Annotated in this window: 21 protein-coding genes; 17 read left to right on the forward strand and 4 right to left on the reverse strand. The window is 66.4% G+C overall.

Translation table 11 applies throughout. The features are described from left to right. The first annotated feature begins 107 nt into the window (after nucleotides 1–107). Both MSG_RS24440 and MSG_RS24445 read left to right on the forward strand, forming a co-directional pair. Nucleotides 108–962, forward strand: a complete 855-nt coding sequence (locus MSG_RS24440) for an SDR family oxidoreductase (protein ID WP_096443751.1) — start codon at nucleotides 108–110, stop codon at nucleotides 960–962. Nucleotide 963: 1 nt separating this feature from the next. Continuing rightward, a complete protein-coding gene (locus tag MSG_RS24445; RefSeq protein ID WP_096443753.1) occupies nucleotides 964–1407 on the forward strand; it encodes a nitroreductase family deazaflavin-dependent oxidoreductase in 444 nt (147 codons plus the stop codon). Between the two features lie 179 nt (nucleotides 1408–1586). Here MSG_RS24445 and MSG_RS24450 read toward each other — a convergent pair whose 3' ends face one another. Beyond that, nucleotides 1587–1868, reverse strand: coding sequence for a WhiB family transcriptional regulator (locus tag MSG_RS24450; RefSeq protein WP_096443755.1), 282 nt, complete (start codon nucleotides 1866–1868; stop codon nucleotides 1587–1589). Nucleotides 1869–2289: 421 nt separating this feature from the next. Here MSG_RS24450 and MSG_RS24455 point away from each other — a divergent pair, with 421 nt between their 5' ends. The 15 genes from MSG_RS24455 (at nucleotide 2290) to MSG_RS24525 (ending at nucleotide 20050) form a co-directional block, all read left to right on the forward strand. Further along, a complete protein-coding gene (locus tag MSG_RS24455; RefSeq protein ID WP_308737769.1) occupies nucleotides 2290–3084 on the forward strand; it encodes a transcriptional regulator in 795 nt (264 codons plus the stop codon). Nucleotides 3085–3484: 400 nt separating this feature from the next. Further along, the gene (locus tag MSG_RS24460) at nucleotides 3485–4651 is read left to right on the forward strand and encodes an EspA/EspE family type VII secretion system effector (RefSeq protein ID WP_142404485.1); all 1167 of its coding nucleotides are present in this window, start codon (nucleotides 3485–3487) and stop codon (nucleotides 4649–4651) included. A gap of 68 nt (nucleotides 4652–4719) precedes the next feature. Beyond that, nucleotides 4720–5034 (forward strand): ESX-1 secretion-associated protein, encoded by a 315-nt coding sequence (locus MSG_RS24465; RefSeq protein ID WP_096443759.1) that lies wholly within the window; start codon nucleotides 4720–4722, stop codon nucleotides 5032–5034. Nucleotides 5035–5036: 2 nt separating this feature from the next. Beyond that, on the forward strand, nucleotides 5037–5912 hold the full coding sequence (locus MSG_RS24470; protein WP_096443761.1) for an ESX secretion-associated protein EspG: 876 nt from the start codon (nucleotides 5037–5039) through the stop codon (nucleotides 5910–5912). A gap of 32 nt (nucleotides 5913–5944) precedes the next feature. Beyond that, entirely contained in the window at nucleotides 5945–6550 is a 606-nt protein-coding gene (locus MSG_RS24475) for a DUF2694 domain-containing protein (RefSeq protein ID WP_096443763.1), read from the forward strand. Then, a complete protein-coding gene (eccA, locus tag MSG_RS24480; RefSeq protein WP_096443765.1) occupies nucleotides 6547–8268 on the forward strand; it encodes a type VII secretion AAA-ATPase EccA in 1722 nt (573 codons plus the stop codon). Before MSG_RS24475 ends, eccA begins: the two co-directional genes overlap by 4 nt. A gap of 3 nt (nucleotides 8269–8271) precedes the next feature. Continuing rightward, nucleotides 8272–9717 (forward strand): type VII secretion protein EccB, encoded by a 1446-nt coding sequence (gene eccB, locus MSG_RS24485; RefSeq protein ID WP_096443767.1) that lies wholly within the window; start codon nucleotides 8272–8274, stop codon nucleotides 9715–9717. Beyond that, complete coding sequence (gene eccCa / locus MSG_RS24490) at nucleotides 9717–11963, forward strand: type VII secretion protein EccCa (RefSeq protein WP_096443769.1); 2247 nt, start codon at nucleotides 9717–9719, stop codon at nucleotides 11961–11963. The genes eccB and eccCa overlap by 1 nt, the downstream gene beginning before the upstream one ends. 49 nt (nucleotides 11964–12012) lie before the next feature. Continuing rightward, entirely contained in the window at nucleotides 12013–13788 is a 1776-nt protein-coding gene (eccCb, locus tag MSG_RS24495; RefSeq protein ID WP_096443771.1) for a type VII secretion protein EccCb, read from the forward strand. A 258-nt stretch (nucleotides 13789–14046) separates the two neighbouring features. Further along, nucleotides 14047–15264: a PPE family protein gene (locus tag MSG_RS24500; RefSeq protein ID WP_096443773.1), complete on the forward strand. Its 1218-nt coding sequence runs from the start codon at nucleotides 14047–14049 to the stop codon at nucleotides 15262–15264. A gap of 96 nt (nucleotides 15265–15360) precedes the next feature. After that, the gene (locus tag MSG_RS24505; RefSeq protein ID WP_373421166.1) at nucleotides 15361–15654 is read left to right on the forward strand and encodes a WXG100 family type VII secretion target; all 294 of its coding nucleotides are present in this window, start codon (nucleotides 15361–15363) and stop codon (nucleotides 15652–15654) included. A gap of 40 nt (nucleotides 15655–15694) precedes the next feature. Then, the gene (locus MSG_RS24510) at nucleotides 15695–15985 is read left to right on the forward strand and encodes a WXG100 family type VII secretion target (protein ID WP_096443777.1); all 291 of its coding nucleotides are present in this window, start codon (nucleotides 15695–15697) and stop codon (nucleotides 15983–15985) included. Between the two features lie 104 nt (nucleotides 15986–16089). After that, the gene (locus tag MSG_RS24515) at nucleotides 16090–17664 is read left to right on the forward strand and encodes a MinD/ParA family ATP-binding protein (RefSeq protein WP_096443779.1); all 1575 of its coding nucleotides are present in this window, start codon (nucleotides 16090–16092) and stop codon (nucleotides 17662–17664) included. After that, the gene (eccD, locus tag MSG_RS24520; protein ID WP_181159194.1) at nucleotides 17661–19211 is read left to right on the forward strand and encodes a type VII secretion integral membrane protein EccD; all 1551 of its coding nucleotides are present in this window, start codon (nucleotides 17661–17663) and stop codon (nucleotides 19209–19211) included. The genes MSG_RS24515 and eccD overlap by 4 nt, the downstream gene beginning before the upstream one ends. A gap of 149 nt (nucleotides 19212–19360) precedes the next feature. Then, complete coding sequence (locus MSG_RS24525) at nucleotides 19361–20050, forward strand: hypothetical protein (RefSeq protein ID WP_145958457.1); 690 nt, start codon at nucleotides 19361–19363, stop codon at nucleotides 20048–20050. Between the two features lies 1 nt (nucleotide 20051). Here MSG_RS24525 and MSG_RS24530 read toward each other — a convergent pair whose 3' ends face one another. The 3 genes from MSG_RS24530 to MSG_RS24540 all read right to left on the reverse strand — a co-directional run bounded on the left by MSG_RS24530 (nucleotide 20052) and on the right by MSG_RS24540 (nucleotide 25166). After that, nucleotides 20052–22244 carry a secretion protein EspK gene (locus MSG_RS24530; RefSeq protein WP_096443785.1) on the reverse strand — a complete coding sequence of 731 codons (2193 nt, stop codon included), beginning with the start codon at nucleotides 22242–22244 and terminating at the stop codon, nucleotides 20052–20054. Between the two features lie 182 nt (nucleotides 22245–22426). Next, the gene (gene espB, locus MSG_RS25280) at nucleotides 22427–23932 is read right to left on the reverse strand and encodes an EspB family ESX-1 secretion system-associated protein (protein ID WP_096443787.1); all 1506 of its coding nucleotides are present in this window, start codon (nucleotides 23930–23932) and stop codon (nucleotides 22427–22429) included. Nucleotides 23933–24389: 457 nt separating this feature from the next. Then, on the reverse strand, nucleotides 24390–25166 hold the full coding sequence (locus MSG_RS24540) for an FkbM family methyltransferase (RefSeq protein ID WP_269458611.1): 777 nt from the start codon (nucleotides 25164–25166) through the stop codon (nucleotides 24390–24392). Nucleotides 25167–25252 lie beyond the last annotated feature (86 nt).

Raw genomic sequence — 25252 nt, forward strand, 5'->3', positions numbered from 1 at the left:
AGTTACTCACCCGAGACTGTAACTTTCCCTGCCCTGCGGCCGTCGTTGATGCAGGGCGCGCCCACGAGGACCGTGCGGATGCCCGTCACACCAGGAGGGATCACGTCATGACCATCGTCGTCACCGGAGCGACCGGCAATGTCGGTCGCCCCCTTGTTGCCGAACTCCTCGCCGCGGGAGCCACGGTCCGGGCCGTCTCCCGGACGCCGGATACCGCGGGCTTCTCCCCGGGTGTCGAGGTATTCGACTCCGTGCCGACCGCGCTGGCGGGCGCGACGGCGGTGTTTCTGAATTCTCGCGCGCTCGGCGCAGCGCTGCCCGGCGTGGTGGCGCAGTGCCGCGACACCGGGATCGGCAAGCTGGTCGCGTTGTCGGCGATCAACGCCGACGACGACTTTTCGCGGCAGCCGTCTCGGTTTCGCGGTGACCGCAACCGCGAGGTCGAACAAGCCGCGGTCGACTCGGGCCTGTCTTGGGTGAGCCTGCGACCCACGGTCTTTGCGACGAACTTCGCCGGCATGTGGTCCGCGCAGCTGCGCGCCGGCGATGTGGTGGCCGGACCCTATGCCGCGGCGTCCACCGCGCCGATCGCCGAGAGCGACATCGCGGCGGTGGCCGCGCGGGCCCTGCTCACCGATGAGCTGGTCGGCCAACGGATCCCGTTGACAGGCCCGCAAGCATGCACCAACGCCGAGCTGGTGGCCATCGTCGGCGCCGTGCTGGGACGCGCGCTGCGGTATCAGGAGATACCCGCGGACGTGGTGCGACAGCGATTCGCCGGCCTCGGTTTCAGCGCGCAGTTCGCCGATGCCTACCTCGCCCTGCTGGCGGAGACGACGGACAAACCGGCCCTCGTCACCCACGACGTGGAGAAGATCCTCGGTCGGCCCGCAATGTCGTTCGGGCAGTGGGTGTCCGAGCACCTCGAGCTGTTCACCGACCAGATCGACAAGGAGAGCTGAGATGTCCGACCCGCTTCCGCCGCGCTACCTGAAGCCCATGAACCGCGTGATGATGGCGGTGCAGAAACTCGGTATCCCCACGGGCCCCGCCATGGTGCTGACCGTGCCCGGACGCAAGTCTGGCCGTCCACGCAGCACTCCGATGACGCCATTCGAATTCCGCGGCGGCCTCTTCGTGGTGGCCGGCTATCCGGGTGCCGACTGGGCGGCGAACGCCCGCGCCGCCGGCAGCGGCACACTGGCTCGCGGCCGGCGCTCCCGCGAGGTCAGAATCGTCGAGCTGACCGACGAGCAGGCCCGGCCGGTACTGCGGGCATTTCCCGACAAAGTACCCATGGGGGTGTCGTTCGCGAAGCGTTCGGGAATGGTGCGCGACGGCACTGCCGACGAATTCGAGGCGCTGGCCGGCCGGCTCGCCGTCTTCCGCTTCGACCCGGCGGGGTAGGCCCGGGATCGCAGCGTGAAACAGCGCGAGAAATTCCGTTGATTTCTCGCGCTGTTTACATCGGCCCGGGGGCACGCGGGCGCACACCTTAAAGGTGTTGCACCGCGCAATGATTCGCCCTTCGCCGCTCGCCGTGGGCGCCGCTGACCCCTCAACGCAACGGCCGGCGACCGGGTGCGTCAGGCCGATTTCGCCGCCCCGCGCACCGGATATCCGTTGCGCTCGGCCAAAGATCGCAGCTGACCCAGCGCAAATGTCCGCGCCCGGCCCCCTTCGGGAATGACGACACCGGCCCACAACCCTTCGGCTCCGATGGACTGCACGGCGTCGCGCGCGCAGGCCCAGCGGCGCGGGCAGGCCCGACACAGCGCCTTGGCCTCGTCGTCGGGAGCCGTCGTCCAACGATCCGGGTCCGTGGTGCAAACGCCCAACGGGATGTTGTACAGAGCTGTTGCGGTCATCGCCACGTTCCTTCACAAAGTGTTGCATTATTGCGTCCTATAGCCGGACACACTATCGCACTAACCGTCGCATTGCAACAGTTTAGGTGAACAGGCTACCGTCGCGTCGCGGCCGGGCGCTTCGGTGCACATCAGACGCCCCGCAGGCTGCGGCGGCCTGAACCGGCGGGAAAAGCTGGCCGAACGGGATCGCAAACCTGGGCCGAGCCGGCGCTTCGACAGTGGGCCAGCGGCGCGATAACCGCCAGTGCTGAACTGTAGCGGCATTGCCGTTGCGTTTCGGTTACATCGAACCCTGTGCGGCACGACAAGTGTTTCCTAAAACCGTAGCGCTGCGATAGGATCGCCAAAACGTAGCGGTGGGAGGCCCGCGGGCGGACAGCTCGCAGCCGCACGGGTCCGAGGGGAAGGAGTCGTCGATATGCCCAGCCCCACGCCTGTCCGCCCCGCCCTCACGGGCGTTGCCGACGACGAGGAGAACACCATCGAGATCGGTGGAACTGACCCTGGCATGATCCGCGCCGGAGCAGCCGCGGCCGCGCGCCGGCGGGAACTCGACATCAGTCAGCGCAGCCTCGCCGCGGACGGGATCATCAACGCCGGCGCTCTGATCGCGTTCGAGAAGGGACGCAGCTGGCCGCGCGAACGAACGCGGGCCAAGCTCGAGGAAGTGCTGCGCTGGCCGACCGGAACCATCGAGCGGATCCGACGCGGTGAACCCGCGGCCGGGGAGGCGACCGCGCCGCCTCCCTCCCACCCAGACACGGTGACCGGGGCCGACGCCGGCGCGGCCTCGTTGGTCGCTCAAGCGGTCGTCGCCGCGATCGACAGCTGCAGCCTGGCCATCGCCGCGCTCCCGCCGGCCGATCAACCGGATTTCACCGAGCGGGTGGCGCCCATCCTCGCCGACTTGCGCCAGCTCGAGGCCATTGCCGAACGCGCGACTCGAATCAGCCAGATAACCCCGGAATTGATCAAGGCGCTCAGCGCGGTTCGCCGGTATCGCGACGAACTGACGACACTCGGTGCGGGCGCCCCGGATGCGCCGCTGGCGCAACGTTTATACGCCGCCCGGCGGCGCGCTAACCTTTCCCCGGGGGAAACCGCCCGAGCGGCCGGCGTCGACGAAGAAATGATCGTGCGCGCGGAAGCAGAAGTGCCCGTGCCGGCTCACGTCGTCGATGCGATCGAAACGCTGATCGGCCAGATCAACTGATTGCGGCGGGTTCGGCTCGCCGAAAAATTCCAATTGTTCGTTTTGTGGCAACTTTGCGTCAATGTTTCCCGTAGCGTCCGCCCGCCCGGTGGTGGAAGCTGTTGGCTAGCCGAAAAATTCGTGCACTGGAGCGAGTTTAAACGCGGATAGGCTTGATCCAACGTGCACAGGGTTCGGTGCACACGATCCAGCGAGCGTGAAGGGAATCACCGACGTGGCTTGGCTTAACGGTGCGACGGATTTAGCGACTTGCGTGAAGAGTTTCGGCAGCGGCGTTACTGCCGCTTCAGCCGGCGACTGGGCCACCCTTGGTGCGAGCGCAGCAACGATCGTCGGTAAAGGAATGATCTACCTCAGCAAACAATGGACGAAACTCGCGGACGTTTTGAAAACGGACGCCGTGAAGAAGGCCCTGCCGACCCCCACGGCCATTGTCGATGCCGCGGCCCTGGCCATCACCATCGTGGACTTGCTGAACGGATTCGGGACACCCAACTCGGGGTCTGCCGTATCCACCGCCGCGGACAAGCTCAACCTCTTCCAGAAGGACTTGGACCCGGGGTGCGTTCCGGACCCGCGAGACTGGAGCGGTACCGCGGCGACCGCCTATACCGCCCAGAACGCCAAGCTGAAGGCCTTCGCGGAGACCATGAAAGGGTACGACCAGGAGCTGAAGGGCTACATAGCCAACCAGGCGGCCAAGGTCAAAGAGGCACACCTGTGCTGCACAGTCAACGTGGCCGTGCTGACCGCGGCGGCGGGAATCGCCCTGGCCCTGTACCTGATTCCCATCACCGGGCCGTCGTGGTCGATGGCGTGGCAGATCGTCGCCGCCTTCGCCTGCTGCATGGCAACCTTCGCGCTCGAGGTCATGACGGTGACGAATTCGGGGTCGATTTCCAACCAGGTCAGCGTGTTGGCGCGGAAGTACGTCAAGCTCGGCTCGGACATCGACACGCAGCTGGCGGGCAGCTTCGGCAAGATTCAGGGCAAGGTGGCCACGCAAAGTTCGTCCCAGTTGTCCAACTTCCGTGGCATCTCCGACGGTCTCACGACCTTCTCCTTCGCGCCGACCGTCGCCGAATTGGCGAATAAGGCCGGCGACACGGTCTCGGAGCCGAAAAAGCAGGTCCTCGCCGGAGCCAGTGAAGCGGCTGCTACCAAATCCTCGACCGGCACCAAGACCGACACCTCGACCAAGACCGGTGACAAGACGGCGACGACAACGTCGAGCACTTTCACGCCGCCCACGCTGGCCCAGGTGGGGCAGGCATCCCAGGGGCTCAACCAATTTGGGCAGACGTTCAGTCAGGGCGCATCGCAGATCCAGCAGCTCGCCCAATCCGCGAAGGGGTCGGGCACTCCGGCCGCCGCGGCCGCCCCGATCGCGGCCAACGACGTGAGCGACGTCAAGGACGAGGACGCGAAGAAGGACGACGAAGAAAAGAAGAAGAGGGACGCGGAGGCCGGTGCCGCCGCGGGTACGGACGGTAGCGAACGCGCACCCGTTGATGCGCCGACACCCGCCGCCGCGGCCGCCCCCGGCGGTCGCGAGCGCGTCCTTTGATCGCTCCGCCCAAAACCACACCGCCACAACGGGATAGCGCGAGTACCACACGTTAAGGAGACCGACCGATGGCAGATCTATTGCTCAACCCCTCGATCCTCACGACGCTGGCGAACAGCCAGGATTCCGCCGCCAAGGATGCTGAGGATGCCGCCAACGCACTGAACGGGACGGCAAGCAACTGCTGGCTCAACCACGGCGTCATCAGCGGACCCTCCAACAATGCTTTCAGCACCATCGAAGACATTCGCAAAGCGGCGGGGAAGGCTCTTGCCAAAGGAAGCAACGGCCTGGCCGCAAAGCTGCGCACCGCCCGAGAGGCGTACACCGGCGTGGACTCCGAGCTGGCCGGGAACCTCAACAAGCAGATGCTTGACACATAACCATGGCCGGTCCCCTCACTGCCGGCCACGCCGGGTTAGTCGACCGCGTGGTCGGCGTCGAGGTGACCATTGACGGTCTGCTGCTGATCGCGGACCGATTGCACCTGATCGAATTTCCCGTCGCGCTTGGGATCCGGCCGAACATTCCGCAGGAGGAGCTGCGTAACCTGGTCTGGGACCAGGTGCAGCGCGACCTCATCGCCCAAGGCGTGCTGGACCATTCCGGCCGGCCCCACCCGACGGTGGCGGCGATGGTCGACACCCTCAGCCGGGCGGACCGGACCTTGGAGGGCCGCTGGTTCCGGCGCGACGCCGGCGGCGCGATGGTGCGATTTGCGGTGTGCCGCAAAGGCGAACACCACGTCATCGCCGCACGCGACGGCGAAATGCTGGTGCTTCAGCTGGTGGCGCCGCAGATCGGTCTGGCGGCCATGGTGACCACCGTGCTCGGCGCCGCGCCCGGCGCCAACGTCGAGCCGCTGACGGGCGTGGCCACCGAGCTGGCCGCGTGCACCACCGCCGCCCAACTGGTCAGCCACGGCGTGACACCGGCTTCGGCGCGCAACTACGCTGAGATCGTCGCCAATCCGAGCGGCTGGGTGGAAATCGTTGCCGGACAACGTCATTCCGGTGGAACGGCGACGCACACCGATGTCGCCGCGGGCGTGCTCGACTCGCCGCTGGGCCGGCTGGTGTCGCTGCCCCGCCGCGTCGGCGGCGAGCTGTACGGAAGCTTTCTGTCCGGCACCCAGGAAAACCTGCAACGCACGCTGGCCGGACTGTTGGAATTCCTCCCCGCCCGCGCATGGTTCGACCACACCACCGATGCCGCGTCTGCTCATGCCCCTGACCACGCTCACGCCTCCCATCGAGGCTGAATCTCCGCCGCTACCACTGAAAGTTGGATCTCATGCCCGACCGCGATGCGCACGACGACCTCTCCGCCTTGGACTTCTCGCCCGACCAGTCGGGGTCCGACGACGGCCACGACGAATCGGACGCGCTCGACTTTTCCGCCGCCGAGGATGACGGGGAGGAATCGGGCGTCGATGCGTTGTACGACTACGCGTCCACCGAGCCCGAAGAGGTCGACACCGAACTGGACGCCATCGCCGCGGCGACCGAGGCCGCCGCGACTGAAGACGAAGACGACGGCATCATGGAGTTCACCGTCACCAACCCCCCCGAGACGGTCTCGGTGACGGCCCTCAACGACGGCAGGACTCAGCGAGTCAGGCTCGCGCCCACCGCGACGAAGCTCACCGAAACCGAGGTCGCCGAGGAGATCGTCGTCCTCGCCGAACTGGCCCGGAAGAAGGGACTGGCCGGCATGCACACCTACCTGTTGGACAACGCCTCCGAGATCGAGGGGCTGGACGGGCTCGCCGAACTCGGAGTGGACAGCAACCAGCTGCTGCGCGACATGATGGAATCCGGCATGCAGCTGCCGACGCCGGAGCAGGCCGACGCGGCACAGACCGAAGTCTTCGCCGCCCGCTACAACTCGGATAAATGACCGATCACCTGGCCGGTCTGTTCGAGAGCGCAGTCGGCATGCTGCCCGTCTCGGAGGCACGGTCGCTGGACCTGTTCACCGAGATCACCAACTACGACGAATCCGCTTGTGACGCATGGGTCGGCCGCATCAGATGCGGCGACACCGATCGGGTGACGCTGTTTCGTGCCTGGTATTCGCGCACCCACTTCGGCCGCCTGGCGGGGTCGGCCCAGATCTCGATGAGCTCCGTGGGAGCCAGGGTTCCCATCGGCGGCCTCTACGGCGACATCACCTACCCGGTCAATTCGCCGTTGGCGATCACCCTCGGTTTCGCGGTGAACGAAGCGTCGCACGGCAACTACGCGGATGCGATGGAAGCGGTCGAGGGCAGCCCGACCACCGGCGCCGAGCACTTGTTGTCGTGGGCGAAGGCCGTGATCTACGGTGCTGCGGAGCGGTGGACCGAGGTGATCGACGAAGTCAGGAGCGCCGGTAAGTGGCCGGATGCGTTCCTGGCCGCCGCCGCCGGAGTTGCGCACGGCGTCGCGGCCGCCAACCTCGGCTTGTTCACCGAAGCCGAACGCCGACTCACCGAGGCGAACTCCTCGCCGGCGGGTGAAGCGTGTGCTCAGGCCATCGCCTGGTACCTCGCGATGACCCGTCGCAGCCAAGGCAACGAAGAGGCCGCTGTAGCCCTGCTGGAGTGGCTGCAGACCACCCATCCGAGCTCGAAAGTCACTGCGGCGCTGAACGATCCGTCTCAACGCTTGACGACCACCACCGCTGAGCAGATCTCGGCCCGCACCGACCCGTGGGATGCGACCACTGTCGTGGCCGACACGTCGGGGCGAGAAAGACTACTGGCCGAGGCCGAGGCCGAGCTGCAACGTCAGATCGGTCTCACCCGAGTCAAGGACCAAGTCGAGCGATACCGCGCCGCGACCCAAATGGCGCGAGTGCGCGCCGCGCGCGGCATGAAGGTCGCGCAACCGAGCAAGCACATGATCTTCACCGGGCCGCCGGGTACCGGCAAGACGACGATCGCCCGGGTCGTGGCCAACATCCTCGCGGGGCTGGGCGTCATCCAGGAACCGAAGCTCATCGAAACGGCCCGAAAGGATTTCGTCGCCGAATACGAAGGCCAATCGGCGGTCAAGACCACCAAGGTGATCGACCGTGCGCTGGGCGGTGTGCTGTTCATCGACGAGGCCTACGCACTGGTGCAGGAACGAGCCGGGCGGACCGACCCATTCGGACAGGAAGCCCTCGACACGCTCCTGGCCCGAATGGAGAACGATCGTGACCGGCTTGTGGTGATCATCGCGGGATACAGCAACGACATCGACCGGCTGCTCGAAACCAACGAGGGCTTGCGGTCGCGATTCGCCACCCGGATCGAATTCGACTCCTACTCACCCGAGGAGATCCTGGAAATTGCGAAAGTTATTGCAGAATACAATGATTCGTCGCTCAGTTTTGAGGCGGCCGACTACCTGCTGGAAGCGGCCAAGCTGCTGAGTCAACAGACGGTGCGTGGTAAGGCCGCGCTCGACATCGCCGGCAACGGTCGCTACGCGCGTCAGCTGGTGGAGGCCGGCGAGCAGTACCGCGACATCCGCCTCACCCGGGCGATCGACTTCGAGCAGCTCGACGCCGACCGCCTCAGCGAGATCAACGGCGACGACATGGCCGAGGCGATCGCCGCGGTACACGGGCGCCTGAACATCGCCGAGTGACGTATGGCGGGTTTTCGGCTTACCACCAAGGTCCAGGTGAGCGGCTGGCGCTTTCTGCTCCGGCGATTGGAGCATGCCATCGTCCGCCGCGATACCCGGATGTTCGACGACCCGCTGTCGTTCTACGGGCGATCAGCCGCGCTCGGTGTCGTCATCGCGGTCTTGATTCTGGTGGGCGCCTTGGCGATGGCCTACTTCAAGCCGCAGGGCAAACTCGGCGCCGGCAATCTGTTCGTCGACCGCTCGACCAATCAGCTCTACCTCATGGTCTCGGGCCAGCTGCACCCGGTCTACAACCTGACCTCGGCGCGCCTGGTGCTCGGAAATTCCGCGGAGCCAACGGCCGTGAAGTCCGCCGAGCTGAACAAGCTGCCCAAGGGGCAGTCGATCGGCATTCCCGGCGCTCCGTACGCGACACCCGTCGCGTCGGACTCCTCGTCGGTGTGGGCGCTGTGTGACACCGTCACCAAGGCCGACACCACGACACCGGCCGTGCAGACGGCCGTCATATCGATGCCGTTGATCATCGACGCCGCGATCAATCCGATCCTGCCGAGCGAGGCACTGCTGGCCACCTTCCAGGGCAAGGACTGGGTCATCACGTCGAAAGGGCGGCACGCGACCGACCTGACGAACCGCTCCGTCACCTCGGCGCTGGGGATACCGGCGAGCGCCAAACCTACCCCGATCTCGGCAGCGATGTTCAACGCAATCCCGGACTCCGGGTCCTGGCTGTTGCCGCCGATCCCGGGCGAGGGGGCGCCCAACACCCTCGGGCTGCCGGACGAGCTGGTGATCGGGTCGGTCTTCCAGGTGCAAACCGTGTACGGTTCGCAGTTCTACGTGGTGCTGCACGACGGTGTCGCGCACGTGAACGCCAACACCGCCTCGGTACTGCGCGCAATCGAATCCTATGGGCAGGTGGCGATCCCGTCGGTGGTGAAGAGCCAGGTCGTCCGGATCCCCGAACGCGAGTATCCCTCGCCGCTGCCCGACGAGGCGATCAAACTGGTGTCCCGGCCGAATGAGCCAGTGCTGTGCTGGACGTGGGAGCGCAAGGCCGGCGAGTCCGGTGCGGCGTTGACCACCGTGTTGACCGGGCGGTACCTACCGATACCGCCGTCGATGATGAGCCTGGGGATCAAGCAGATTCAGGGCTCGGCCATCGTATTCACCAACGGCGGCAAGTATGTGCAGTTGCAGTCCCCGGATCCCCGATACGGCGAATCGCTGTACTACGTCGACCCGGAAGGTGTGCGCTACGGCATACCGGACGGGCAGACGGCGGCGGCGCTGGGCCTGTCGTCACCCAAGCCGGCGCCGTGGGAAATCATTCGCCTCCTGGTGGACGGTCCGGTGCTGTCCAAAGAGGCCGCACTGCTCGAGCACGACACCCTGCCCGCGGACCCCAGCCCGCGAAAGCTGCCCGCGGCCCCCGGAGCGTCCTGATGGCGACGAAGAAGTTCACCCCGAGCGTCACCCGCGGCCCCCGGCTGACCCCGGGCGAGATCGCGATCACGCCTCCCGAGGACCTCGGCGTCGACGTCCCGGCGGGGTTTGTCCAGCGAATTCTTCCGTATGTCATGGGTGTCTGCATGCTCGGCATGATCGGCATCATGGTGTTCACCGGCACCAAGGCGCTGTCGCCGTACATGATGATGACGCCGCTGATGATGATCATGATGTCGTTGAGCATGGTGGGCGCCGGCGGGGGCGGCGGCGGCAAGAAGGTGCCCGAGATCAACGCCGACCGCAAGGAATACCTGCGTTATCTGGCCGGGCTGCGCCCGCGCGTGACATCGTCGGCCACCGCGCAGGTAGCGTTCTTCGGTTATCACGCACCACATCCCGACGATCTGCTGTCGATCGTCGGCACACCCCGGCAGTGGTCGCGCCCCGCCAGCGCCGACTTCTACGCAGCCACCCGCATCGGGATCGGCGACCAACCGGCGGTCGACCGGTTGATGAAGCCGTCGGTCGGCGGCGAGCTCGCCGGCCCGACGGCGGCGCCACAGCCGTACCTGGAGCCGGTCGCCAACATGTGGGCCGTCAAGTTTCTGCGCACCCACGGGCTGATCCACGACTGCCCGAAGTTGGTGCAGCTGAGGACCTTTCCGACCATCGCCGTGGGCGGCGACCCGGCGGGGTCCGCGGGGTTGCTGACCGCGATGATCTGCCATCTCGCCGTGTTTCATCCGCCGGACCTGTTGGCAATTCGCGTTCTCACCGAGACTCCGGACGATCCCGAGTGGTCGTGGCTGAAATGGCTGCCGCACGTGCAGCACCCCACCGACACGGACGCCGCCGGGCCGGTCCGAATGATCTCCGCCCAACCGGAAAGCCTGTCGGATCTGGCCGCGCGCGGCCCGCACTCGCCCGATTCGACTCCGGGCGGACCCTACGTCGTGGTGGTGGATCTGACCGGCGGCAAGGCGGGGGTTCCGCCCGACGGCAGGGCGGGGGTCACGGTGCTCACCCTAGGCAACCATCGCGGCTCGAATTACCGGATTCGCGTGGCCGAGGATGGCACCGCCGACGACCGGCTGCCGGGCCAATCGTTCCGTCAGGTGACGGCGACCACCGACCGCATGACTGCGCAGCAGGCGGCGCGCATCGCGAGAAAGCTTGCCGGATGGTCGATCACCGGCACCATCATCGACAAGAAGAGCGGCGCGGGCGCAAAGAAGAAGGTGGCCACCGAATGGCATCAGCTGGTCGGAGCCAAGAGCGTCGAGGAAGTGACGCCCGCCCGCTGGCGCATGTTCGCAGACAAAGATCTGGACCGGCTGAAGATCCCGTTCGGTCACCAACTCAAGACCGGTGAAGTCATGTACCTCGATATCAAGGAGGGCGCCGAATTCGGCGGCGGGCCGCACGGCATGCTCATCGGAACCACCGGGTCGGGCAAGTCCGAGTTTCTCCGCACCCTGATCCTGTCGCTGGTGGCGATGCACCATCCCGATCAGGTGAACCTCCTGCTCACGGACTTCAAGGGCGGTTCGACGTTTCTGGGGATGGAAAAGCTCCCGCATACGGCCGCCGTCATCACCAATATGGCGGAGGAGGCCGAGCTCGTCGGGCGGATGGGTGAGGTGCTGACCGGGGAGCTCGACCGCCGGCAGAACCTGCTGCGGCAGGCCGGGATCCAGGTCGGCGCGACCGGAGCGCTCTCCGGTGTGGCCGAGTACGAGAAGTACCGCGAACGTGGAGCCGACTTGAAGCCGCTGCCAACGCTTTTCGTCGTGGTCGACGAGTTCGCGGAGTTGCTGCAAAGCCACCCGGACTTCGTCGGGCTGTTTGACCGCATCTGCCGGGTGGGCCGCTCGCTGCGGGTGCATCTGCTGCTGGCCACCCAGTCGCTGCAAACCGGTGGGGCGCGCATCGACAAACTGGAGCCGAACCTGACCTACCGAATCGCGTTGCGTACCACCAGCTCGCATGAATCCAAGTCGGTGATCGGAACCCCGGAGGCACAATACATCACGAACAAGGAGAGTGGCGTCGGGTTCTTGCGGGTCGGTATGGAGGACCCGGTCAAATTCAGCACGCTGTACACCGGCGCCACGTACGTTCCACCGGTCCAGGCCGAGAGCAACGGGGAAGTCAGCGTGGACGGCTCGCGCAACGGCTCGCGGCCCGTGCAAGTCCGGCAGTTCACCGCGGCGCCGATCGTCGACGAAGAGGTGCCGGCATGAGTCGCGCCGGCGCCGATGCAGAGCACAGCGGTGAGGAGGGGCGACGCCCATGAGTGTCGAACCCAAAGGGCGGGCACTGAGCGAGGCGGTGCTCGACCAGCTCAGCACCGCGGAGTCGCGCGCGTACAAGATGTGGCTGCCGCCGCTGACCGACCCCACGCCGGTCGATGAACTCGTCTCGCGCGCGGAGCTGCGGCCGCTGTACTTCCCGCTGGGGATCATGGACGAACCGCGCCGACACCTGCAAGAGCCCTGGGGCGTCGACGTTTCCGGTGGCGGCGGCAACATCGGCATCGGCGGCGCGCCGCAAACCGGGAAGTCGACACTGCTGCAGACCCTGATCTTGTCCGCCGCGGCCACTCACACACCGCGCCAGCTCCAGTTCTACTGCATCGACCTCGGCGGTGGCGGGCTGATGTATCTGGACAGCCTGCCGCATGTCGGCGGTGTGGCCACGCGGTCGGAACCTGACCGGGTGATGCGAGTGATCGCCGAGATGCAAGCCGTTCTGCGGCAACGGGAAGCCACCTTCAAAGAGCACCGGGTGGGTTCCATTGCGTCCTACCGCCAGCTGCGCAGCGACCCCGATCAGCCGGTCGCCTCGGATCCGTTCGGCGACGTGTTCCTGGTCATCGACGGGTGGCCGGCATTCGTCGGCGAATTCCCCGAGCTGGAGACCCACGTCCAGAACCTCGCCGCCCAGGGCCTGTCATTCGGTGTCCACACCATCATCACCACGCCGCGCTGGACAGAACTGAAGTCGCGGGTGCGGGACTACCTCGGCACCAAGATCGAATTCCGGCTCGGGGATGTCAACGACACCCAGATCGACCGCGCCACGCGTGACATCCCGGCGAACCGACCCGGCCGCGCGATGTCGATCGAAAAGCACCACCTGATGATGGGCGTGCCCCGGCTCGACGGGGTGCACAGCGCCGAGGGCTTGGTCGAGGCGATGACGACGGCAGTGAACCACATCGCGTCGCTGACCAACGAAAAGGCGCCGCGCGTCCGGGTGTTGCCGGAACGCATCCATCTCTACGAACTCGACCCGCACCCGCCCGGCCCGGATTCCGATTACCGGACTCGTTGGACGATACCGATCGGTTTGCGCGAGGCCGACCTGTCGGTGGCCTACGCGAACATGTACACGACACCGCACCTGCTGATCTTTGGCGCTGCCAAATCCGGCAAAACGACCATCGCCCATGCCATCTCGCGTGCCATCTGCGCCCGCAACAGCCCCGACCAGGTGCGCTTCATGCTGGCCGACTACCGCTCCGGCCTGCTCGATGCCGTGCCGGATAGCCACTTGCTCGCTGCCGGTGCCATCAACCGCAATGCGCCCTCGCTGGACGAGTCCATCAAGGCGCTGGCGACCAATCTGCAAAAGCGATTGCCGCCCGCCGACCTGACCACCGCGCAATTGCGCTCTCGGTCATGGTGGAAAGGGTTCGATGTCGTGCTTTTGGTCGACGACTGGCACATGATCGTCGGCGCGGCCGCGGGGATGCCTCCGATGGGGCCTTTGGCACCATTGTTACCGGCCGCTCCGGACATCGGATTGCACATCATTGTCACCTGCCAAATGAGCCAAGCGTATAAGGCGACGATGGATAAGTTCGTCGGTGCCGCCTACGGGGCGGGATCTCCCACGCTGTTTCTGTCCGGCGACAAGCAGGACTTCCCGTCACGTGATCTCCAGGTCAAGAAGCGACCAGCTGGCCAGGGATTTTTGGTTAGCCCGGACGGCAAGGAGGTCGTGCAGGCCGTCTACATCGATCCCCCGGAAGAAGTGCATCCGGCACCCCCCGGGGGCGGTTAGGATTATCTCGACGCCATTACAAGAACCGGAACTGAATCGCGATACACCGGGCCGGAGACTGCGTTGTGCGATTAGGCTTCCGGCCACAAAAGAAATGGCTCATGTTCACTCAGAATTTGATATTAATTCACAAATACTTTGAAAAGGACGGCGGAAAGTGCAACGTAACTCGTGCCGTCTATGCGATCGAAACTTTGGCGTAACAGCGAACCGCAAAAACCGACCACGCCCGACCACGCAACCAGGGGAGACCGAGCCATGCTGTGGCACGCCATGCCACCGGAGCTGAACACCGCACGGCTGATGGCCGGGGCGGGGCCGGCGCCGATGCTCCAGGCTGCCGCGGGTTGGACCGCGCTGGGTGCCGCGCTCGACGCGCAGGCCGCCGAGTTGGCCGCAAGCCTGGCGTCCCTCAAGGCGGTGTGGACCGGAGCGGGCAGCGATCGTGCGATCGCCGCGGCCACACCGATGATCACCTGGTTGCAGACGGCGGCGCAGCTGGCGCGGAAGCGTGCCATGCAGGCCGAGGCGCAGGCGGCCGCGTACACCAAGGCATTGGCTATGACACCGTCCCTTCCGGAGATCGCGGTCAACCACATCACGCACACGGTTCTGACGGCCACCAACTTTTTCGGAATCAACACGATGCCAATCGGTTTCAACGAAGCGGATTACTTCGTCCGGATGTGGAACCAGGCTGGCGGCGCGATGGACATCTACGCGGCCGAGACCATGGTCAACACGGTCTTCGAGCCGCTTCCGGCGATGAAACCCATCGTTGTGCCTGGGGTCGGCGAGGCGGTGGCGGCCCAAGCTCTGGGCACGTTCTCGGCATCCGAAGCCTCGACGGCGGCGTTGCGCACGCTGGCAGCGGCCGACGGCGCGGAAGATGTCCCGGTCTCGATTCCCAATGCCGTTAGCGGGGAACAACTTTCGCAGGTAGTGCAGGGCCTTGGCCAGTTGGGCGGACCGATGCAGCAATTGACGCAGCCGTTTCAGCAGATGATGTCGTCGTTGTCGAGTCAGGTCGGAAGCCTCGGCGGCCCGGCCGGCATGGGCGACAATCTGTTGGGCGGCGGCAAGCTGCCCGACATCGCCGGCAAGGACCACCCGCAGGTGGGCTTGCTCGGCGCGCCGCCGCTGTCCAGCCACCCACTGGCAGGCGGATCGGGCCCCCGCGTGGGAATGGGCCTGATGCACTCGGAGGCGCTGCCCGGGCAGGGCGGAACTTCGGCGCGCACTTCGATGATGAGTGCGTTGCTCGACAAGCCCGCCCAGCCGGCCACGTCCGGCGGTGCGGCGGCCGGAGCCGCCTCGGCGGGGACGGGCGGCGCTGCCCCGATGAGCGCGCTGGGTCAGGGCTCACAATCCGGCGCCGCGGCGAAACCCGGACTGACGGCCCCCACAGCACTGGCCGAACCACACGACGACGAGGTCGTCCACGACGACCTGCTCGACGAGGGCGAGGACTGGTGATCGCGAACAACCACAGGCTTCCCGGCCGGCCGGGCCGGAAGACTTGCCATCAAATGGTGAGGCCAGTGCACACAGAAAGTAGTCAACATGGCAGAGATGAGAACTGATGCCGCGACCCTGAGCGCGGAGGCCGCCAACTTCGACCGGATCTCCGGCGAGCTTCAGCGGGTCATCAGCGGGGTGGAGCAGACCGGTGGTGAATTGGCCAGCCACATGGTGGGCCAGGCCGGAACGGCGACGCAGCAAGCGTTGCAGCGCTTTCACGAGGCCGGCACGGCACAGATCAAGGCGCTCGGCGACATTTCGCACAGCGTCAGCCAGGCCGGAATCCACTACCAGCGTGCCGACGAAGAGCAGGCCAGCTCGCTGTCGTCACAGATGAACTTCTGATCCGAACACCCTTAACTTCCACAAAGAGCGGAGAAAAACTATGTCGGAACATCAGTCATGGAACTTCGGCGGCATCGAAGCCGGCGCGGGCTCGATCGCGGGCGCGGTGCAGACCGTCCACGGTCTGCTCGACGAGGGCAAGCAGTCGCTCGGCAAGCTCGCCGAGGCATGGGGCGGTAGCGGCTCCGAGGCTTACCAGGCCGTCCAGCACAACTGGGACAACACGTCGAAGGAACTCAACGACTCGTTGCAGTCTCTGTCGCAGCGGATCAGCGAGGCCGGTCAGACGATGGCCCAGACGGAGTCTGGCGTCACCGGGATGTTCACCTAGATCGGCGTACGAGGTCGAAACACGGGGATCAGGCGAGTTCAACCTGATGGGAGAACTCGCCTCTTCCCGTATTTCGCCATCGGGATGATTTTTGAGAGGTTGTCATGGCGGCCGACTACGACCGGCTGTTCCGGCCGCCCGCGGGGGGGCCAAGCGATGACGCGGCCGCCGAATTGAGCTTCGATATCGATTCCGGCTTCGATCTCGCAGCGCCAGCCGCGCCGCCGATGTCGACAACCCCACCTCAACCCAATGGTCCTGCGCCACCGCCGATGCCGGTCGACTGGGAACACCCCGCGCCACAACCACCCGAAACCCCGCGCCCCCCGATGCCGGTCGACTACGGCCAGCTCTTTGTGGCCCCTGAAGCGAACGAAATCCCCGATGAGACCGTGGAATCGGGCTTTGACGTCAATTCGGGCCTCGACGCGGGCACCCAGTCCATGCCAGCGCGCCGCCCAGCCAAGTCCAATGGCCACGCGGCGCCCCCGCCCCCGCCGGTCAATCCGCATCACCGGCCAGCACCCCGACCCAAGATCCCGCACCCCGCTGCGCGACTCAGACCCCCGATCGACCCCGCGGCCGCCGACCAGCGTCCGCGACGGGCACGTCAGGGTCCCCCGCCGCCGAGCCGTCCGCGCCCGCCTGCGGACGTCGCACGCCCGCCATCGCCCGCGGCGCCCACCAGACCCGTTGCAGCGAAACATGGTTCGCCGGCAAGGGCGGTCACCGATGACCAACGTGCGCCGGGTGCGGTTTCTCATATTGCCGTCGAGCCCCGCAAAAAATCGCCACCAAGAATGGTCTCTCGGCGGGGTTGGCGACGCTGGGTCCATCGGCTGACGCGAATCAATTTCGGGCTGTCCCGCGACGAGAAATACGACCAGGATCTACGTGCCCGGATTCGGCGCAATCCCCGCGGTGCGTATCAGATCGCGATCCTCGGTCTCAAGGGTGGCGTCGGCAAGACGACTGTGACGGTCGCGCTGGGTTCGGTCTTCGCACAGGTGCGGCGCGATCGGGTCCTGGCTTTCGATGCCGATGCAAGTTGTGGCAACCTCGCCGATCGGGCCGGGCGCCAGTCCACCGCCACCATCGCGGACCTGCTGGCCGACAAGGATTTAACACACTACAACGATGTCCGCACGCACACCAGCGCGAACGCCGTCAATCTGGAGGTGTTGCCGGCGCAGGACTACGCGACGGCCCGAAGGGCCTTCAGCGAGGCCGATTGGCACCGGGCGGCCGATGCCGTGTCGAGGTTCTACAACCTGGTGCTGGCCGATTGCGGCGCCGGCTTGTTCGACCCGGTGACCCGCGGAGTGCTCGCCACGACCTCGGCCGTGGTGATCGTGACCAACGCATCGATCGACGGCGCCCGGCAGGCCGCGGTCGCGATCGACTGGTTGCGCAACCACGGCCACCACGAGCTGCTCGCCCGCGCATGCGTGGTCATCAACCACGTCTCCCCGGGGGACACCAACATCGCCGTCGCCGAGTTGGTTGGGCAATTCGAGCAGTATGTGCCACCGGGCCGGGTCATCGTGTTGCCCTGGGACAAGCACATCGCGACAGGAATGGAGATTCAGTTGGCCCTTTTGGATTCCGCGTACAAGCGTAGGATTTTCGAGCTAGCTGCAGGATTGTCGGACGATTTCGACAGGAGTGAACGCCGTTGAGCGCACCCACCGCTACTGATGCCGCCGCCGGTGCGGGGGCCGCCGCACCCGCAAGCCCCGCAAAGCCGGCGAGCACCCGGGTGACGATCCTCACCGGCCGGCGAATGACCGATGTCGTGCTGCCCTCCGCCGCGGCCATAGAGACCTACATCGACGACACCGTCGCGGTGTTGGCCGACCTGATCGGGGAAACGACGGCGGATGTCCTGGCCGGCTTCGACTTCGCCGCGCAGGGCGCCTGGACGTTCGCACGCCCGGGGGCTCCACCGCTGCCGGCCGACCAGTCGCTCGACGACGCGGTCGTCGTCGACGGGTCGCTGCTGACGTTGGTGCCGGTGAGTCGCACCGAGCGGTACCGACCGCTCGTCGAGGACGTCATCGACGCGATCGCGGTGCTCGACGAATCACCGGAATTCGACCGGGCTGCCCTGAACCGCTTTGTCGGGGTGGCCATTCCGGCGATGACCCTGGCCATCACCGTGATCGCGGCGTTCACCTGGGCGAGCACCGGGCGGTACATCTGGTGGCCGCTGGCGCTGGGGATAGCGGGAGCCCTCTTTCTGGTGGGCAGCTGGGCCGCCGACAGGTTCTACCGAAACGCGAGCTTTGGGGAAAGCCTGCTGGCGAGCGCGTTTCCGCTGATCGTAGTTGCGGTGGGGTTGGCCATCCCGCGGCCGCGCGGCGTGGCCTCGCTAGGGCCTCCCCAGTACGCCGGTGCCGCCGCAGCGGTCCTGTTTCTGACGCTGTTGACCCGGGGCGGGCCTCGTCGACGTGTCGAGATCGCCGCGTTCACCGCAGTGGCCGGGACTGCGGTCACCGCGGCCGCCGTGGCATGGGGATACGGCTGGCAGCACTGGATACCGGCCGGCGCAATCGTATTCGGGTTGTTCACCGTAACGAATGCGGCCAAGCTGACCGTCGTCGTTGCACGGATCGCGCTGCCGCCGATCCCCGCTCCCGGCGAAACGGTGGACCACGACGAACTGCTCGACGCGGTCGAGGCCGATGATGCCGGAGCAGACAAGGAGACGCGGACCTGGCAGGCCATCATGGCGTCGGTGCCGGCGTCCGCCCTGCGGCTCACCGAACGCAGTCATCTGGCCAAACAGCTGCTGATCGGGTTCGTCACCGCGGGCACCCTGTTTCTTGCGGTCGGCGTGCTCGCCGTGCTGGTGCGCGGACACTTCTTCGTGCATACCCTGGTGGTCGCCGGGCTGGCCACGCTGATGTGCTCCTTCCGGGCGCGCCTCTACGCGGAGCCCTGGTGTGCCTGGTCCCTGCTGGCGGCCGCCGTGGCCATTCCGGTCGGCGTGACGGCACGATTGTGCATCTGGTATCCCCACAGCGCGTGGCTGTTTCTGACGATCTTGTGCGTGGCGAGCCTGGTGACGCTGGCCGTGGTCGGTGCGGCGCGCGGGGTTCGCCGGATCACGCCAGTGATGAAACGGACTCTCGAATTGTTCGACGGCGCGGTTATCGCGGCCATCTTGCCCCTGCTGCTGTGGATAACCGGCATCTATGACACCGTCCGCAACATCCAGTTCTGAGTCAGCTGAGGCGGCGAGATCTATTGCTGCACTTGGTATGCGGCTGTGCGACGTAAAATCTCTCACATGGGATGTCCACGTGGAAGGACCGGACAATGAGTGAACCACTGGTGGTTGATCCCGCCCGGCTGAAGACCTCGGGAATCACGTTGCGCGACCAGGTGTTGCCCGCGGCGCCCCCGCCGATCTCGACGACCGGATCGGATTCCGTATCCGCCGCGATCAACGTGACGATGCCGATCATCGAATCACCGGTGACCGCTGGGTTGTCGGATGTGCAAGCCGCCTTTGAGAATACGGGATCGAAGATCGTCGCCGCCGCCGACAAGTACGCCGAGACCGATCAGCTTCTTGGCGCGCACGTAGCTACAGTCCAGTTCCTGGGGGCCGGCGATTCCACGCACGCGCCGACCGAACAGCCGGCACGTGCGGCGACCGCCCGGACGCCGGCCACCCCGGACGACGCAAAGGGCGACAAGAAAGACGACAACAAGGACGCCGGCCAAAAACCGGCCCCGGCGCCGAACCCGATCGATTTCAGCCAGGTGTCCGCGATGATGCAGGGGATGCAACCGATCTCGCAGGGAATGCAGGGCGTGATGTCGAGCGTGCAACAGGCCGGGAGCGCGGCGAATGCCGGCGCATCGCCGCCGAAGCTGGCGGACGAAACGAAAAGGGACGGCAGCACCAAACCCGACGAAAAGCCCTCTGGCGAAGCGCAATTGGTCGACGCAACGACGGCCGATGGCGCGGCGTCCGGCGGGCAGGGGGCGGGTAGCGCCCCGGTGCAGCCGACCACCGGCGACCGGCCGACGGCCGCGCCCGCGGAAACCGCGTAGCCTACGTCGGGCTCAGGATCCGGGGATCGGCCAAGGCGGCGTTGAGCAGTCCGCTGAGATATTTCCAGTACAGCCAGTCCGCGATCGCGCCGCGCTGAGCCGCCGGCTCGTCCGCGGTATGCGCCTCCCGCAGCAGGGCCTCTTCGGCGTGCGCCGCGTAGGTCTGAAATGCGCGCAAGTGCGCAGCTTGGCGGCCGGTTGCCGTGCTGGCCAACGGTTTCATCACCTCGAACCACAGGATGAATCGATCGTCGCCCGGCGCGTTGGCACTGGGCTCCGGTGACGGCATCTGGGCGAGCAGCTGCCCCATCAGCTGCGCCCCGGCCCTCGGCGCGACGAGCACCGCTGCCGCCTCGGGATCGACGATCTCCGCAGGCGCAGGCACCAGGTCGGCCACCGGCTCGGCCCCCGCCGGCGCCGGCGGCAGCAGCTCGGCCAGACGCGCATCGGGCATCGCCGTCAGCAGTTCGGCCGCTTCGACATCGACGACCTCCAAGCGGGACCGGCCGAGCATGTCACCGGAGTCCGGGATGTCATCCGGTTTCAACACGATCGTCGCGACCCCGGCGTCGGAATTCGCCAACTGCTCCTCGGTGCCGATAACCGCCCGGAGCCGCTTGTTGTGGTGATCCGCCCAACCCCGCACGGCCAGCACCGGATAGGTCGCCCAGCGCGCCCGTTCGGTGGCCGGGATCGCCTCGTCGCCGCTGGCGAGGTGGACCTTCTCCGGCAACCGCACCCCGTCGGGGATGTATGCCAACCCATAGCTATTCGCCACCACGATCGCGCCGTCGGTGGTCACCGCGGTCACCCAGAAGAACCCCAGGTCCAGCACGCCGCCGGCGTCGGGTGCGTTGAGCGCGGCCCCGATTCGGCGGGCCAGCTGCAGCGGGTCGGGACCGGCACGGCGCGACGCGTCCGCCGTCGCCGCCTCTGCGACCGCGTCACGCTCGGCCCGTGCGGCCGAGACCGGGATGACCGGACCCGGCATCACGCCGACTTCCCCGTCGTCGGCATGCTGAGGATGCATTGACTGGGCCCGCGGCTTGCTCTTGCCCGCGGTACGCGAGCTGGCCGCCGGTTTCGTGCCGGCCGACTTGTCGGCGGGGCCCTGGCCGACGGACCCACCCGACCTGCCGCTTGAACCGCCGCCACCCGATCCGCCGGCTCCCGGTCCGCCGGCTCCCATGGCTGCGGCCGGCACGCCGGCCGCGCCGCCCGGCGCACCCGTCCCTGCTTCCGCGCCCCGCGCCGATGCCGGTAAGACGCCCGCCGTCGCCGACGCCGGGGTCACGCCCTTGGCGCCACCGGCACCCCCGCCATGCGGTGGCGTCCCGGCGGGCGGGCTCAACGGCGTAGCCGGGGTGGCCGGAGCCAGGGATCCGCTGGATCCCGTGCCCGGCGCGACGGGTGCCGGGCCGACCGGCGTCAGCGGCTGCGAACCGCCCGGCGGCCCGGGCGTGGTCGGCGTCAACGGAGTAGACGGCTGCAGACCGCCGCCGTCCAGCGGCGGGGTGCCGGGCCCGGTGGGCGATCCCGCTCCGGGCGTGCCGGGCGGTGTCAGCCCTCCCGTGCCCGGCGCGACGGGCGCCGGCTGCGCGGGCCGGGACGGCGGAACCACGGGAGCGTTCGGGACACTGACCGGCGGAGGTGTCTTCTGGTCGAGCAGGTCCTGCAGGGCGGTGGGCGGTGGCTTCCACGACTTGCTCACCAAGATCTGGGCGGCGGTGCCCTCGACGATGCTGACGTTGGCGCCGTGCGTGGTGCTCACCACCGTGTTGATCTGCAGAGTTCGCTCGTCGGCCTCCAGGCTGGGGTCCTGCTCGATCTGGGCGATCGTCCGGTGCGCCTCGACAATGTTGTCGGCGACGTCGGATTTGGCCGACACGAGCGTCTGGGCGACGTACTTGTGCCAGGTGATCACGGTGACGAGACCATTTTGCAGAACGGTCAATCCGTCGATGAGCGTGCGGAGTTCGGCGTTGGCGGCATCGGCGGCGGCACCCGACCAGACCCCGCCCTCGAAGATCCGCGCCCGCTGCAACTGGCAGGTCTCCAAGACATCGGTCACCTGCCGGAAAACCTGGGTGTACTGCTGGGCCCTGTCATAGAACATCTGCTCATCTGCCTCGGGCCAGCCGCCCGGATCCAGCATCGGCTCGGCATACCCGCCCGTTGGCTTCGTGACGCCCATGAACTACTCCTCCGCGCTAGCGGGTTGCCGGATCCGGACGTCGCCGTACGCTGGGCGGGCCGGCTGTCCGGGCCACGTGTCAAGGCTTCGGCGGGTGCCGGAGATGTCGTTCATTCAGCGTAATCGAGCCTGGGACAGGCGAACTGCGGCAAAATCGGACGCATTTACGTTGTCTGTACAAGTCATTGCTTTTCGCCCGGGCCCTTGCGCGGACGATTGCCGATGACGCCCTCGGTCCATGCGCGCTCCTCGGTGTAGAGCGACTCGTCGCCATCGGCGGCCTGCACCCGTTTACCCTTTCCGCCGTCTTGCTTGCCCTGGGCACCTCCCATCGGCATTCCGCCGCCCATGCCTCCGCCGGCTCCCGCTCCCGGCAGTCCCTTGCCCAACCCTGCCGTTGCCGCCCCCGGTGCCGCGGCCGCGGGTCGCGACGCCGCATCCCCTCCTTCTCCCGCGCCCTGCAACGGCATTCCGGGTATGCCGGGCACTCCGCCTCCGCCGCCCAGTGAGGCGGGTTTGACTGCGCCAGCGCCCTTTCCACCGAGGCCGGCTTTCTTCATCGCGTCGTTCACCATCGCCTGAGCATCGGGTGCCGCCGGCGTACCGCCGCCACCCATGCCGGCCGACGGCATCATCGGGAGCGCGGGCGTCATGGGCATGTTGGACGAGGGATCGTACGTGTCAGGAATGTCGATGTTGCCGGGATCGTCGGCCGCACCGGGCTCGGTGTAGATGTAGGCGCCATACGGGGCGGTCGGATTCAACGGCGCCAGCGGAATGCCGGCGCTTGAAATGTACGTGGATAATGCCGTCTCGGACCTTGTCTGCAAATTCTTGTACCAGTCGAGAGCCATATACAAGTACGGACTTTTGTTTTGTACATAATATTTGTACCAATAATCACACTGCGATACTTCGTACGCCGTGGGATGTTGGTCTCCAGTTGAGCGGTTGTCGAAGACGGGGTACGGATGCCCCTGCCCGTCATAGCTGATGGCGGCCACTTTCTTGTGCGCGTCGGCGACCATCTGCGCCTGCTTGGCCAGCGTCGTGCACAACGTCACCATGCCGTATATCCACTGCTTCTGTGAATTGAAGTTCGACTCGACGGCCGCCCTGGCATCACCCTCCCAGTTCAGGAACGGCCGGAAGCGGTAGGCCAATTGCTGGAACTCCAGCTGGTACTTATTCCAATCGGCGGCACAGGCTCTGAACGCGGCGCCCTGATCCGGAGTCTCGATGTCCCTCGCCGCCTGCCGCACCTCGTAGTACGGATACTCGAACGGCGGGGGCGGCGGGGGCGGGGGCAGGGGCGGCGGGATGTCGTCCGGGTCGCACATGAGCGACATCTGGTCCTCGCCGACCGCGGCCACCGTGCCATTCGGGGCGCTCGACCTGCCATCCATAGCGACGGCGTTGATGTCGTCCGCCGCGCCCTCATCGACCTCCTCGTACGCCTTGGCCGCGGTCCGCAACGATTTCGCGAGAGCGCTCCATTCGCGCTGGCACGCTTGAATGTACAGCCGCAATGAGTCGGCGTTGATCGCGATTTGCACTGCGGCATCACGGACGAATGCGAGGCTGCACGGCGCTTGTGGGTTGCCGACCGGCAACTTGGGCAATGGCGCGTCGATTTCGTCAGCCCGCGCCATAAGTTCTTGGTATTCGACGTTCAGCGACTGCGTCATATCCGCTCAGCCCTCCTCATGCCCACGCCATCATGCTCGTGACGATGCCGCGAAGTGCCGATCGCGTTGTGCCGCAACGCCGCGCAGCCGGCCCGCCGCCGTGGGGTGTCTTGCTCATCGTCGCCACGTATCTCCGCGGGCTACTTGCTCGCCGTCTCGCTTGACCACGCAACCGCCGGTCCGGCGACGGCATCGCCGACGTGCCGTGCACTCACCGACGACCCCTTTCGTTGTGCCGTGCCAAGCGAACGGCGCAGCGGGGCACCGCCACCGAATGCAATCGTAATGCACCAATCGGGGCCGCTGCGCGCCGATTTTGCACCTTGCCACCTCCGCTAGCACGGTTTTCCGGTGCATTGTTTAACCCGACGAGTTCGACTCCGCCGGGTCGCCTCGAAATTAATCCACTCGACATCACCCGTTCAACTACGGGCGCCGGGATTTTACCGGGGGTCCATTATCGCGGATGTCGGCGTTGACTGCCGCCGTGCGGCGTGGATCGCGGCGTATACCGCCGATTTTCGGCACGGAAAAACACCCCGTCCGCCTGCAACACACGACCATTGCGTACATCGATAAAGCCGGGCGCCACCCCGGCTAATTCGAAACCCAGGGATTCCATCAACCGGAGCGCCTCGTCAATGAGCATATCGCCCTCGTACAGGGTTTCGAATGAGAGCTCCAACTGTATTCCGGCGCAATGTTCGTTAATTGTCGAAATGGCCCCGGAAACGACCTGCCTTTCGAATCCCTGAACGTCGATCTTCAAAAATACCGCGTCGTCTCGCCGCAAGAGTTCGGGCGCCACCGCGTCGAGCCTGCGGATGCCGACTTGTTGCGTGCCAACGTAATTTGCCTGGGGAAAGACCTGTCGATGCCTGCCCAGCATAGGGAGGATGGAGCTGCTGGCGCCGCCGTTGCCGGCGACATTCAGCATGACCGTACCGTCGAAATCCCCCAGGGCGCAACGCCGACAATCCCACCGCGGATCCGCCGCCGAACTGCGGGTCAGCCGGGCGAATTGAGCCGATAGCGGTTCGAACGAAATGATACGGCCATCGAATCCGGCCTGCCGAAGGCCGGTCGCATATTGGCCTGAATTGGCTCCCACGTCGAGAACGGTGTCCACCCGGCGCGCCATGAGCTCGCCGACGGCATTGCGTCGCCAATCCGATTCGGAGAAATAGTTTCGTACCTTTATCTCGGTGCGGTTCTCGATCCAATAAAAGCCCACCGCGCAACATTAACAGCGGCGCGCCGGGTCTGATGGCGAGAAGTATCGCATTCCCGCGGCGCTGGTCAATCCGCGAGAACAGCTGC

Origin of the sequence: Mycobacterium shigaense (assembly GCF_002356315.1) — a bacterium.
GTDB lineage: Bacteria > Actinomycetota > Actinomycetes > Mycobacteriales > Mycobacteriaceae > Mycobacterium > Mycobacterium shigaense.

Coding starts and splice junctions, on each gene's coding strand:
- MSG_RS24455 (WP_308737769.1), top strand. CDS start 2,290: ATGCCCAGCCCCACGCCTGTCCGCCCCGCCCTCACGGGCGTTGCCGAC.
- MSG_RS24510 (WP_096443777.1), top strand. CDS start 15,695: ATGTCGGAACATCAGTCATGGAACTTCGGCGGCATCGAAGCCGGCGCG.
- eccA (WP_096443765.1), top strand. CDS start 6,547: ATGACCGATCACCTGGCCGGTCTGTTCGAGAGCGCAGTCGGCATGCTG.
- MSG_RS24515 (WP_096443779.1), top strand. CDS start 16,090: ATGGCGGCCGACTACGACCGGCTGTTCCGGCCGCCCGCGGGGGGGCCA.
- eccCa (WP_096443769.1), top strand. CDS start 9,717: ATGGCGACGAAGAAGTTCACCCCGAGCGTCACCCGCGGCCCCCGGCTG.
- MSG_RS24500 (WP_096443773.1), top strand. CDS start 14,047: ATGCTGTGGCACGCCATGCCACCGGAGCTGAACACCGCACGGCTGATG.
- MSG_RS24530 (WP_096443785.1), bottom strand. CDS start 22,244: ATGGGCGTCACGAAGCCAACGGGCGGGTATGCCGAGCCGATGCTGGAT.
- MSG_RS24450 (WP_096443755.1), bottom strand. CDS start 1,868: ATGACCGCAACAGCTCTGTACAACATCCCGTTGGGCGTTTGCACCACG.
- MSG_RS24465 (WP_096443759.1), top strand. CDS start 4,720: ATGGCAGATCTATTGCTCAACCCCTCGATCCTCACGACGCTGGCGAAC.
- MSG_RS24470 (WP_096443761.1), top strand. CDS start 5,037: ATGGCCGGTCCCCTCACTGCCGGCCACGCCGGGTTAGTCGACCGCGTG.
- MSG_RS24505 (WP_373421166.1), top strand. CDS start 15,361: ATGAGAACTGATGCCGCGACCCTGAGCGCGGAGGCCGCCAACTTCGAC.
- espB (WP_096443787.1), bottom strand. CDS start 23,932: ATGACGCAGTCGCTGAACGTCGAATACCAAGAACTTATGGCGCGGGCT.
- MSG_RS24440 (WP_096443751.1), top strand. CDS start 108: ATGACCATCGTCGTCACCGGAGCGACCGGCAATGTCGGTCGCCCCCTT.
- eccCb (WP_096443771.1), top strand. CDS start 12,013: ATGAGTGTCGAACCCAAAGGGCGGGCACTGAGCGAGGCGGTGCTCGAC.
- MSG_RS24475 (WP_096443763.1), top strand. CDS start 5,945: ATGCCCGACCGCGATGCGCACGACGACCTCTCCGCCTTGGACTTCTCG.
- MSG_RS24445 (WP_096443753.1), top strand. CDS start 964: ATGTCCGACCCGCTTCCGCCGCGCTACCTGAAGCCCATGAACCGCGTG.
- eccB (WP_096443767.1), top strand. CDS start 8,272: ATGGCGGGTTTTCGGCTTACCACCAAGGTCCAGGTGAGCGGCTGGCGC.